This window comes from Stenotrophomonas sp. STEN018 (assembly GCF_056760235.1).
This window is the reverse complement of record NZ_JBRREK010000084.1, coordinates 1-11,492: the sequence shown is the minus strand read 5'-3', so window position 1 is coordinate 11,492 and position 11,492 is coordinate 1. Positions and strand designations below refer to the sequence as shown.

8 protein-coding genes are annotated in these 11,492 nt (G+C 64.3%); 3 read left to right on the top strand and 5 right to left on the bottom strand.

What is annotated here, in order from left to right; translation table 11 throughout:
• Positions 1–308 precede the first annotated feature (308 nt).
• Positions 309–1,550: a dipeptidase gene (locus tag ACVOMB_RS19695; protein ID WP_481532738.1), complete on the top strand. Its 1,242-nt coding sequence runs from the start codon at positions 309–311 to the stop codon at positions 1,548–1,550.
• A 223-nt stretch (positions 1,551–1,773) separates the two neighbouring features.
• Here ACVOMB_RS19695 and ACVOMB_RS19690 read toward each other — a convergent pair whose 3' ends face one another.
• From ACVOMB_RS19690 to ACVOMB_RS19670, 5 genes are all read right to left on the bottom strand, one after another.
• On the bottom strand, positions 1,774–3,264 hold the full coding sequence (locus ACVOMB_RS19690; protein WP_481532737.1) for an esterase-like activity of phytase family protein: 1,491 nt from the start codon (positions 3,262–3,264) through the stop codon (positions 1,774–1,776).
• Between the two features lie 26 nt (positions 3,265–3,290).
• Complete coding sequence (locus tag ACVOMB_RS19685; protein WP_481532736.1) at positions 3,291–5,600, bottom strand: TonB-dependent receptor; 2,310 nt, start codon at positions 5,598–5,600, stop codon at positions 3,291–3,293.
• A 232-nt stretch (positions 5,601–5,832) separates the two neighbouring features.
• Positions 5,833–7,269, bottom strand: a complete 1,437-nt coding sequence (locus tag ACVOMB_RS19680; protein ID WP_481532735.1) for an amino acid permease — start codon at positions 7,267–7,269, stop codon at positions 5,833–5,835.
• A gap of 219 nt (positions 7,270–7,488) precedes the next feature.
• On the bottom strand, positions 7,489–8,118 hold the full coding sequence (gene leuE, locus ACVOMB_RS19675; protein ID WP_481532734.1) for a leucine efflux protein LeuE: 630 nt from the start codon (positions 8,116–8,118) through the stop codon (positions 7,489–7,491).
• Between the two features lie 18 nt (positions 8,119–8,136).
• A complete protein-coding gene (locus ACVOMB_RS19670; protein WP_481532733.1) occupies positions 8,137–8,685 on the bottom strand; it encodes a nucleoside 2-deoxyribosyltransferase domain-containing protein in 549 nt (182 codons plus the stop codon).
• Between the two features lie 120 nt (positions 8,686–8,805).
• On the opposite strand from ACVOMB_RS19670, the gene ACVOMB_RS19665 reads away from it, so the two are divergent.
• Both ACVOMB_RS19665 and ACVOMB_RS19660 read left to right on the top strand, forming a co-directional pair.
• Entirely contained in the window at positions 8,806–10,344 is a 1,539-nt protein-coding gene (locus tag ACVOMB_RS19665; RefSeq protein ID WP_481532732.1) for a DNA recombination protein RmuC, read from the top strand.
• Between the two features lie 494 nt (positions 10,345–10,838).
• Positions 10,839–11,384, top strand: coding sequence for a glutathione peroxidase (locus ACVOMB_RS19660; RefSeq protein WP_481532731.1), 546 nt, complete (start codon positions 10,839–10,841; stop codon positions 11,382–11,384).
• Positions 11,385–11,492 lie beyond the last annotated feature (108 nt).

Here is an 11,492-nt window from a genome sequence, read left to right as displayed (position 1 = left end):
CCGGCGCGGGGATCCTTGCTACCAAGCGATCGAAAAGACCTAGTGCCGAACGGTCGCCCGCGCCGGGCTCTCGGCACCTAAGGTGACAGACCGCTAAGAGATAAGTGCCGAGCCATGCTCGGCAGGGGCCTTCCCGGTAAAGCTCCAGCCGAGCACGGCTCGGCTCTACAGAAACCCGCTTTGCGTAGTGCCGAGCCATGCTCGGCAGAGGCGTTACCAGCAAAGCTGCCGCCTCCATGCCGTCAGTCACTGGCCCGCAGCTCCACTACAGCGCTAAGGTCTGGCCTTTCCCTTCACGGTAAGGCCTCATGACGCTGCGTCCCCTGTCCCTGCTGGTATCCCTGTCGTTGTGCGTTCCACTGGCAGCCTCGGCGGTGGAGTTCAGCCAGGCTGAACTGAGCAAGGCCAGCGCCTTGCAGCACAAGCTGCTGACCCTGGATTCGCATCTGGATACGCCGGCCAACTTCGGCCGCGCCGACTTCAACATCATGCAGCGCCACGACCACAACGCCTTGTCGCAGGTGGACTACCCGCGCATGGTCGAAGGTGCGCTGGATGGCGGTTTCTTCGCTATCTACACCGACCAGGGCGACCGTAGCCCGGCCGCGCATATCGCCGAGCGTGACCATGGCCTGCAGCGCATGCAGGAGATCCACGAAATGCTGGCCGCCAACCCCGACAAGTTCCAGTTGGCACTGACCGCCGATGACGCCGCGCGGATCAAGGCCGCTGGCAAGCGCGTGGTCTATATCAGCATGGAGAACGGCAGCCCGTTGGTCGCCGATCCCACCTTGCTGAGTTACTACTACAAGGCCGGCCTGCGGTTGATGTCGACGGTGCATTTCGCCAACAACGAGTTCGCCGATTCGGCCACCGATCCCAAGGGCGCGGAGTGGGAAGGCTTGAGCCCGGCCGGCAAGGCGCTGGTCAACGAGGCGGTAAAGCTGGGCATCGTGATCGACCAGTCGCACGCTTCCGATGCGGTGTTCGACAACCTGATCGAGATGATGCCGGTGCCCTTCATCCTCTCGCACAGCTCGGCCAAGGCGGTGTTCAACCACCCGCGCAATCTGGACGACGCGCGCCTGCGCCAGTTGGCGGCCAAGGGCGGGGTGATCCAAGCCAATGCCTACGGCGGCTATCTGATCGACGAGACCAAGAGCGCCGAGCGCAAGCAGGCCGAAGAGGAACTGGAAAAGCGCCTCGGTGGCTGGGAAAACATGACCATGGCCAAGGGCGTGGAGCTGCGCAAGGCGATGGCCGAGCTCGACCAGAAGTACCCGCGGCGCAAGGCCACGCTGGATGATTTCTTCCAGCACTTCGGCCACATGCTCGACGTGGTCGGTCCGGACCATGTCGGCATCGGCATGGATTGGGATGGCGGTGGCGGCGTGACCGGCATGGAAGATGCGGCCGACCTGCCCAAGATCACCGCCTGGATGCAGCGCCGTGGTTTGACGGATGCGCAGATCGGCAACGTCTGGAGCGGCAATGTGCTGCGGGTGATGCGCCATGCGCAGGATTACGCGGCAGCGCAGAAGAAGTCGTAATCGCGCGCTGTTGGATGCATGGAACAACGAAGCGGGCTCAGGCCCGCTTTGTTTTTATCCACAACATGCTGGGGGTAAGTGGGTCATCCCATGCCAGGTCGGCGTTGCGCTGCTTTAGAGATCTTGAGCAGAAGCACCCCTCCCCAACCCCCCTTGCCTGCGGCAAAGGGAGGGGGCAGCCGCTCTGCGCTGTGCTTACCCCGGCAGCAGGAGCAAAGGCGCCTCAGCGCACGGCCGGCAACGTCAGCCGGTACACCAGCACGCGGTTGTCATTGTCGAAAGCCGAATCGCAGGCCTGGCCCTGCATCACGCAGTGGCGGGCGATGAAGTCGTTGTCATTGCCGATCAGCAACAGCCAGTCGTCCGGCCGCTGCGGATCGAGAGCAGGCAACAGATCCATTGCCTCCCATTTCTCCGACAGCAGCTGCGGGTCGTTGTTGCCGTTGTTGTGCAGATGCAGACCGGCGCGTGCAAGCTGTTCCGGGTCCAACAGGTTCAGCAGTTCCTGCCAGCGCGCCGGCACGATGCCGTCCTTCAGTGTGGTCCGTGCGGGATCCGCCAGCAGCGAGTCGGTTCCGCTTTCGTACGGCGTACCCGCAAGATTGCTGGCACCGTTGGTGTCCACCAGCAGCACGCTCTTGAACATCGCCGGCCAGGGCTTGGCGTTGCCCAGGCCGTTGCCGTCACGCGCCAGCAGCAGGAAGCGGTGCTGGTCCAGCGCGCGCAACTCGCTCTGTGCCGCCGTGCGGTTGGCAGCGCTACCGTCGCCCTTGGCGGTGTAAGCGGGCAGCTGCACAACATGGTGTGCGAGCGGCTGTGTTGGCACCGGGTTGCTGGAGACGTCGTAGACCAATACCCGCATATTGATGCGGCCATCGGCATCACCGCTGGCGCTGTCCTGTACCAACGCGCTCTGCAGGGCCACGAACAGGCGGCTGCCATCCGGCGACAGCGCCATGCCTTCCACGCCCTGATTGTTGCGGCGGCCGCTCTGCGGTGGCTTCAACGAACCAAAGTCCAGGCGGCCATCACGCATCGGCTGCACTGCCGGCGGTGGCACCAGCACGCCTTGCAGACGACCGTCCGCATCGAAGTAGTAGACGTTGGCCGCGTACTCGTCGCCGACGTAGAAATGGCCGTCGGCAGTGAACTGCAGTGACTCCGCATCCAAGGCGATCTTGCCTGCGCCGGTGCCGCTGGCCGGTGCTGGCAAGGTGATGCCGCGTTGGATCAGGGTGGCGTTGCCCGGATCGGCGCCGGTGAAAGGCCGCCCGTCGAAGTCGAGCAGTTGCAGGCCGCCAGCGACGCGCAAGGTTACCTGTCCTGCCGAGCGCGTATCGCCTGGTTGAATACGCATATCCAGTTTTTCCAGCCGGGCGGCGTAGTCGTAGAACAGGCCGGCTTCGGGGTCGTTGCGGCCGCGGTCGGGCAAGGTCCACAGCACACCGCGATAGCTGCCATCGGCATCACGTCGCCAACTGCCCGGTGCCACCGCCAACGACGAGAACGATCCCAGCGTATCGCCGAGGAAATCCACGGTCTCCGCCGGCAGCGCGCCGGCAGCGACCAGACCATGATCGACATAGCGTTGCCCGCCGAACTCCAGCACCCGCGGCGGCGGCTGGCTGACCTGGTGCGGCGTGGTGTAGACCGCAGCGCCCATCGTATTGGCAAGCAGGGCGTTGGCCAGCAGGGCAGTGGCGAGCAGGGGCATCGATCAGTTTCCTTCAGCGTGGCAGCTTAGAAGCGCACGTCGAGCGTGCCGAACACTTGGCGCGGGGCCGAGGCGTGGAACACGTACAGCTTGCCACTTGGATCGCTGGCAGCGAATACGCTGGAATCCAGGTTGCTGGCGTAGCGCTTGTCGGTGAGGTTGCTGAGGTTGAGCGAGAGCTTCACCTTCTGCAGCACGCCGATCTTGCCGAAGTCATAGGCCGCGCCGGCATCGAAGGTGGTGTAGCCGCCGAAGCCCTGATCGTTGGTATAGGTGTAGAAGCGCTCGCCGGTGTACTTGCCGCGCAGCTGCGCCGACCACGCGCCGGCCTGCCAGCGCAGTTCGCTGGACAGCAGCAGCTTGGGCGTATCGGCCTGGGTCTTGCCCTTGGTGGGCACGGTGACGCCGTTCTGCACGTAGTCCGAGTCGTAGGTCGAGTCGTTGTAGGAAGCCGCGTTGTACCAGCTGAAGTGCTCATTCGCGTCCCATAACGCGGTCAGCTCGGCACCGCGGCTGGTGACGCTGCCAACGTTGTAGAAGCGGTTGCCGCACAGCGGGCCCACCGGCTGGCGCGAGTCGCAGGGGTTGTACTGCAGCAGGCGGTTGTCGAAACGCACATCGTAGGCAGCCAGCGACAGCTGCAGGCTGTCGCCGATCCAGCGATAACCCAGCTCGAAAGTACGTGACTTCTCCGGCTCCAGCGCGGCCTGGCTGTTCCAGGTGGCCTGGCTTACCGCCTGCGGGCCTAGCTTGAAGCCGCCCTGGAACATGGCGATGTTCTTGGCATAGCTGGCAAACAGTTCCTGGCGCGGATCCAGCTGGAAGTAGACGCCGGCGCTGGGCAGGAAGTTGTCCTTGGCGCGCAGGCTGCCGGTGGCGAACTGGTTGTTGGAGCTGGCCGCGATCGGGGTCTTGGCGATGCCGGGCAGGGCGCGTGCATCCGAGCGCGCATCCAGCGTTTTGATGCCGGCCTCCAGGCGCAGGCGGTCATCCATCAGGCGAATGGTGTCCTGCAGGTACAGCTGGCGGGTCTGCCAACGGGTCTCCTGGGCGAACACACCGGTGTCCGGCTGGCCCTTTGCCAGACCGCTGAAATCACGCGGCCCATCCACCGCACTCTGGTAACGCGAGGCGCTGCTGGTGTTGCTCTCGTACCAGGCGCCGGCCTGCACATGGTGCATGCCCAGCTGCCATTCCAGGCCAAGCGTGCCGCCGCTGCGGTCGATCGAGTACAGCGTGTTGCGGAAGATGATCGGCAGTTCCTTGGCGGTGCCCTTGTTCGACCAGGCACCGCTGTTCCAGTTGTGGCCTTCGCCCTGGTCTTCATGGTGATAGCCGAGCACGCGCAGGGTCACGTCATCGTTGGGGAAGAACTCGGCTGAGACGTAGTACAGGTCGTCATTGCGCAGGATCTGGCCGGCGGTGAAGGCGCCATCGGCATCGGTGTCCGGGCCGCTGCTGTCACAGCGGCTGGCGACGTAGGTGTTCTTGTTGCAATACGCCTTGGCCACCGCTTTGTTCCAGTTGGGCGCGTAGCCGCCCCAATCCCAACCCAGCCCGCGTGCCATCGCATCCTTGGACAGGTAGAAGTCATTGGCCTGGCTGGTACGCGAGGCATCGGCGAAGCCGGTCAGGCGCATCCAGTCGTTCTCGTACACCGCCTTGGTGTTGAACTGACGGGTGGTGGACTGGTTGTAGGCGGACTGGTTGTTCCACAGATCCGACTGGGCCTGCATGCCCGAGACATACATGGAGAAACCGTTGTGCTGGCCGCTGTCGAAGCGGGCGAAGCTGCGGCGGTTGCCATCGCTGCCGAAGCTCTGCACCACGCGCCCGCCCATGTCCTGCAGTGGCGCATTGGAGAAGTAGGCGATGGCGCCCCCCAGGTTGCTGCTCGACGGCGTGGACAGGTTGCCGATGCCCTGCGCCAGCTCGGCCATGCCCAGATTTTCGGAGATCAACGCACGGTTGATGCTCAGCCCGTTGTAGTTGTTGTAAGCGCCATCGCCCAGCGGCACGCCGTCCAGCGTATAGCCCAGCTTGCTGCCGGTGAAGCCGCGCAGGCTCAGGGTCATCGACTGTTCGTTGGTGCCCAGCGCATCAACCGATTGCGCGTTCACGCCGGGCAGCAGGTTCAGCACCTTCTGCGGGCTGGTGCCGGGTGGCAGCACGTCGAGGTTTTCCGCAGTGATGCGCTGCACCTGGCGCAGTTCGCCGCTGCCGATGACGGATACCGCGTCCAGTTCGGTGGCGGCTGAAGGACCGGCGTTGTCGGCGGCATGAGCAACGGGAGCCACGGCCAGTGCAATGGCCAAAGCAAGCAGGTTTCGCGTCATCGGGAGAGGTTGCCTGTCGTTGAAGGACAGGCCATCCCCATTACCGGCCCGTCCTGAAGCGTGGAAGAAACCGACGAGGCAGGCGGGGCAGACGATGCTGGCCCCGGCGTCTTCGCCGCGGGCGCAGTCTTCCAGCACTAGATGACAGTGATATTGCGCATGTGATGCCGTGTCACAGAAATGCAGAAGGCGGGCCGAAGCCCGCCTTCTTTTATCCACAGGTTGCTGTGGATTACTTGCTACGCCCCAGCACCGCATTGCGGCGGCTGTACAGGGCATAGACCAGCAGGCCAAACACGTTCCACGCCAGGAACCACAGCTGGGTGCGCATCGGCAGGCTGATGAACAGGTAGATGCAGCCGCCGATCGCCAGCGGCCCCACCACCCACGCCAGTGGCGTGCGGAAGGTGCGCGGACGGTTGGGCTCGCGCTTGCGCAGCACCAGCAGGCACAGGCCTACCGCAGTGAACGCGGCCAGCGTACCGGCATTGGCCAGCGCGGCGATTTCATCCAGTCGTGCCACACCGGCCAGCGCAGCAACCAGCACCGCGGTGAACAGGGTGATGGTCACCGGCGTACCGGTGCGCTGGTTGACCTTGGACAGGCCACGCGGCAACAGGCCGTCACGCGACATCACGAAGAAGATGCGGCTCTGGCCGTAGAAGAACGCCAGCAGCACGGTCGGCAACGCAATGATGGCGACGATGCCGATCACCAGTGCGGCCGTGCCGTGGCCGAGTTCGCGCATGATCAGCGCCAGCGGCTCGGCGCTCTTGCCGAACACCGTGTAGCTCATCGCACCGACCGCGGCCAAGGCCACCAGCAGGTAGATGATGGTGCAGCCGACCATCGAACCGATGATGCCGATCGACAGGTCGCGCTTGGGGTTCTTGGTTTCTTCGGCCGCGGTGGAGATCGCATCGAAGCCGTAGAAGGCGAAGAAGATGATCGCAGCCGCAGCCATCACCCCGCGCTCGACGCCATCAGGACCCAGTGACTTGGGGAAGCCGTACGGCATGAACGGCTGCAGGTTGGCGCTGTCGAAGGCCGGCAAAGCAACCGCGACGAACACCGCCAGCGCGATCAGCTTGAACACCACCAGCACTGCGTTCAGCGTTGCGCTTTCCTTGGTGCCGACCATCAGCATGCCGGCGACCAGGAAGGTGATGACGATGGCCGGCACGTTGAGGAAGCCGCCTTCCACATGCGGGCCGGCGGCCAATGCCTGCGGCAAGGCCACGTTCCAGCCGAACGAGGTGTGCAGCCATTCCAGGAAGCCGACGAAGTAGCCGGACCAGCCGACCGCCACCGTGCTGACCACCAGCGAGTACTCAAGAATCAAACTCCAGCCCACCACCCAGGCGATGGTCTCGCCCAGTGCGCTGTAGCTGTAGGTATAGGCGCTGCCGGCAGCCGGCATCATCGTCGACAGCTCGGCATAGGCCAGCGCCGCACAGGCGCAGATGGTGCCGGCGATGATGAAGGACAGCAGTACCGCAGGGCCGGCCTTGTCCGCACCCACGCCGATCAGCGTGTAGATGCCGGTGCCGACGATGGCACCGATGCCGAGCGCGACCAGGTGGGGCCAGCTCAGCGTTGGAATAAGCCGACGGCCTTCTTCGTGTTCGGTGAGTTGGTCGATGGGCTTGCGCCGGAGCCAGGATTGCATGCGGACCTCGCGGTTCGTGGTGGTTCGGGGAAGCGGCCGAGTTTGGCCTAACGCAGTGCAGCAAAGCTAGAAAAACCCGTCATTTGGCGCGCTTTTACCGCGAATGGATGTCAACGTGCCGAATTTGGCATAAAAACCACGGATGCTGGCCGGGCCGCGGCCCCGGCAACCGAGCTTACGCCGCTGTGGCGGCTGAACAATGCCGGTTTTGCAGCAGCATCACTCGGCAATGCCAAGCCGCAGCCCGAACACCAGCAGACACACACCGACCCCGCGTCGCAGCCACACGCCAACACGCGGATAACCGGCCAGGCGGCGGGCGATGAACTGGCCGCCGAAAATCAGCACCGAGCACCAGCCGATGCTGAGGATGGCGATCAGCACCGCCATCGTCGCCAGGGTCAGCGCACCGCGCTGCCGCACCGGGTCGATGAACAGCGGGAAGAAGGCCATGTAGAACAGGATTGCCTTCGGATTGAGCACACCGACCAACAAGGCCTGGCGGAACCAGCGCCGCCCGTGTTGTACCGGCACACTCTCGCCAGCGACCGCAGCTGCCGGTTCACGCAGCAGGTTGATGCCAACCCAGATCAGATAGGCCGCACCCACGTAACGCAGTGCGGCGAACAGCACGGGATGCGCCTGCAGCAGCGCGGCCACGCCGGTGGCGGCAATGGCAATCAGGATCTGGTCGCCCAGCATCAAGCCGGCCAAGGTGGCGTAGCCGGCACGCACGCCACCACGCGCTGTGGCGGTGAGCAGGGTGAAGGTGCCCGGTCCCGGCAACATCAGGAACAGGATCACGGCCACCACGAAGGTGCCCAGATCGTTGATACCCATCCACGGCATGTTGATTCTCCGGTGGGCTCAGCGCGCGCGCTGGTCGGCGATGCGTTGTTTCACCGCATCGATCAGCGCTGGCAGGTCATCAAAGCGCGGCACGCCGTAGCGGTCACCGGTGATGTCCAGGTTGCCCTTGCGCCAATAACCCGCCGGCGCGGCCACCAGCAGCTTGCCCGAGCGCGCATACAGGCCGAACTCGAGCAGGGTGATCGGGCTCTGCGTACCGGGTGCGAAATACATCAGCACGATGTCGGCCTGTTCCAGCGCGGCCAGCTCCCACTCCACCTGGCGGCGGAACTCGGGTTCATCGGCCTCGGCGCGCCAGGCCGGGTTCCAGTCGGCGCGGCGCGGATTGAGCATCAGCACGCCCTGGTCGGCAAGCGCCGCCTGCACCTGCTGCTGCCAGTCACCGGCCTTGCCCATCTCGATGCTGCCGGCCAGGAACACTTTGGGCCGCGCGTCATTGGCAGGCAGGGCGTTGGGCGAGGTGATGGTCTGCGAGTCGCTGGCCAGGGCTGCCATCGGCAGCAGGCACAACAGACTCGACAACAGCAGCAGCGACAGCGGCTTCATGGCAGGGATACGGCGGGTGGGGACGCCCATGATCGCAGATAGGCGCCGATGGCAGTTTTCGCCAGTGGTCGGCTGGTTGCAGGATCAGCTTCTGAGACGGGCAGGGCTACACTTCTCCCCATGCAAACTGAAACCCTGATCCTTGGCGGCCTGCTGGTCGCCGTCCTCGTGCTGCAGCTGCTGCTGTTGCTGCGCCGTAATGACACATCCGCGCTGGAAAATACCTTGCGCGAAGAACAACGCAGCGGCCGTGGCGAGCTGCGCGAGCAGCTGGAAACCATGGCGCGGCAACAGGACATCCGCATCGATGGCTTCGGCCGCAACCTCACCGATTTGTCCACACGCACCGACCAGCGCCTGGACCTGCTGCGCGACAGCCTCAATGACGACGCCCGCAAGGGCCGCGAGGAAACCGCCAACGCCCAGCAGTTGCTTGCGCAGTTGCTGGGTACGCGGCTGCAGGATGTGCGCGGCCAGCTCGACGTGTTCGGCCAGCAGCAGGAAGCGCGCATGGAAGCCTTCGCGCGCCAGCTGGCCGGCCTGCAGCAGAGCCTGGTCGAGGAAACCCGCAAGGGTCGCGAGGAAGGCGCGCAGGTACAGCTGCGCTTCGGCGAAACCCTCAACCAGAAGCTGGGCGAACTGACACAGCGCAACGAACAACGCATCACCGAAATGCGCCAGACCCTGGAAGCACGTCTGAAGGACCTGCAGGGCGACAACGCCGCCAAGCTCGAACTGATGCGCCAGACCGTCGATGAGAAACTGCAGAGCACCCTCAATACGCGCCTGGATTCCTCGTTCAAGCTGGTCTCCGAGCGTTTGGAGCAGGTGCAGCGCGGGTTGGGCGAAATGCAGCAGTTGGCTACCGGCGTTGGTGACCTCAAGCGCGTGCTGAGCAACGTCAAGAACCGCGGCGGCTGGGGCGAAGTGCAGCTGGACAACATCCTCGAGCAGACCCTGACTGCCGAGCAGTACTCGCGTGGGGTGAAGTTGCGCGCCGACAGCGGCGAGATGGTCGACTTCGCCGTGCGCCTGCCCGGCCGTGCTGATGCCGATACGCCGGTATGGCTGCCGATCGATTCCAAGTTCCCGCGCGAAGATTACGAGCGCCTGCTCGATGCACAGGAAGCTGGCGATGCCGACGCGGTACGCAACTGCGGCAACCAGCTGGAGCGTGCGATCCGCATCCAGGCCAAGTCGATCAGCGAGAAGTACATCGTGCCGCCGCACAGCACAGACTTCGCGGTGATGTTCCTGCCGACCGAAGGCCTGTATGCCGAAGTGATCCGTCGCGCCGGCTTGGTGGATGCCTTGCAGCGCGAGCACCGCGTGGTGATTGCTGGCCCGACCACGGTTACTGCGTTGCTCAACAGTCTGCAGATGGGCTTCCGTACCCTGGCCATCGAACAGCGTTCCTCGGAAGTGTGGAGCCTGCTGGGCGCGGTCAAGAGCGAGTTCGGCAAGTTCGCCGGCATCCTCGAACGCGCCGAGAAGCAGATCAACACCGTTGGCAAGAGCCTGGGCGATGCCAGCCGCAAGACCCGCACCATCGAGCGCAAGCTGCGTGGCGTGGAATCGCTGTCCAGCGACGCCTCGCAGGCAATGCTGGGTACAGACGACGAAGCCGACGAAGCAGAAGACGAAAGCCCCACAGCGTAGTGCCGAGCCATGCTTCTTCTCCCTCCCTTTGTCGCAGGCAAGGGGAGGGCTGGTGAGGGGTACGCTCTTCGCAGTCTGACGCAGCACCGGCATCGCGGCTCATGGCCCGAGGCCACCCAGCGCCGCTCCTACAAAATGCCGGCACCATTCATGTAGTGCCCAGCCATGCTCGGCAGAGGCTCTACCGGGAACGCCCCAGCCGAGCATGGCTTGGCACTACCGCTTCTGCTCCCTCCCTTTCGCATAGCGAAGGGGAGGGCTGGGGAGGGGTACGCTCTTCGCTGACTGCTGCAGCGTTGGCTTCGCGACTTACGCCGCTCCCACAGTACAAACCGGCAAGCCCATGTAGGGCCGAGCCATGCTCGGCAGAGGCTCTACCGGTAACGCCACAGCCGAACATGGCTCGGCACTACAGTGTTGCAGCACTGCGGTCGTGTCAGTGCCACCTGCGCCGTTTATGCTTGCGGTCTCCCAACCCCACAGCAGGTAACCGCATGACCGCTTCCGTGTACGACATCGCGCTGAACACCATCGACGGCGCCGCCGCTTCGCTCGCCGACTACCGCGGCAAGGTGCTGCTGGTGGTCAATACCGCTTCCAAGTGCGGCCTCACCCCGCAGTACGAAGGCCTGGAAAAGCTCTACCGCGAAAAGAAAGACGCCGGCCTGGAAGTGCTGGGTTTCCCGGCCAACAACTTCAACGGTCAGGAACCGGGCAGCGAGGACGAGATCAAGCAATTCTGTGCGCTCACCTATGACATCAGCTTCCCGATGTTCTCCAAGATCAGCGTTGCCGGTACCGACATCCACCCGCTGTACCAGCAGCTGACCACCGCCCAGCCGGCTGCCATCGGCGAAGGCCCGATGCGCGAGAAGCTGGTTGGTTTCGGCATCGAGGCCAACCCGGCCCCGGCCGTGCTGTGGAACTTCGAGAAATTCCTGATCGGCAAGGACGGCAGCGTTGTAGCCCGCTTCGCCCCGGACACCAGCGCCGATGACGAAGGTCTGCGCAAGGCCATCGACGCAGCGTTGGCCTTTTAGGGAAGCTCTGAACAACTCCCCCGAAGCTGCCAGACTGCAATCCGCGATTTGAGAGCTTGATCGACCCATGCAACTAACCTTTGGCGACGCCGAACAACAAGGCCGACG

Bases quoted from the DNA above. Each gene is read 5' to 3' on its own strand.
- ACVOMB_RS19670 (WP_481532733.1), bottom strand. From the start codon at position 8,685: ATGAAGCCGCTGTCGCTGCTGCTGTTGTCGAGTCTGTTGTGCCTGCTG.
- ACVOMB_RS19660 (WP_481532731.1), top strand. From the start codon at position 10,839: ATGACCGCTTCCGTGTACGACATCGCGCTGAACACCATCGACGGCGCC.
- ACVOMB_RS19680 (WP_481532735.1), bottom strand. From the start codon at position 7,269: ATGCAATCCTGGCTCCGGCGCAAGCCCATCGACCAACTCACCGAACAC.
- ACVOMB_RS19665 (WP_481532732.1), top strand. From the start codon at position 8,806: ATGCAAACTGAAACCCTGATCCTTGGCGGCCTGCTGGTCGCCGTCCTC.
- ACVOMB_RS19695 (WP_481532738.1), top strand. From the start codon at position 309: ATGACGCTGCGTCCCCTGTCCCTGCTGGTATCCCTGTCGTTGTGCGTT.
- ACVOMB_RS19690 (WP_481532737.1), bottom strand. From the start codon at position 3,264: ATGCCCCTGCTCGCCACTGCCCTGCTGGCCAACGCCCTGCTTGCCAAT.
- leuE (WP_481532734.1), bottom strand. From the start codon at position 8,118: ATGCCGTGGATGGGTATCAACGATCTGGGCACCTTCGTGGTGGCCGTG.
- ACVOMB_RS19685 (WP_481532736.1), bottom strand. From the start codon at position 5,600: ATGACGCGAAACCTGCTTGCTTTGGCCATTGCACTGGCCGTGGCTCCC.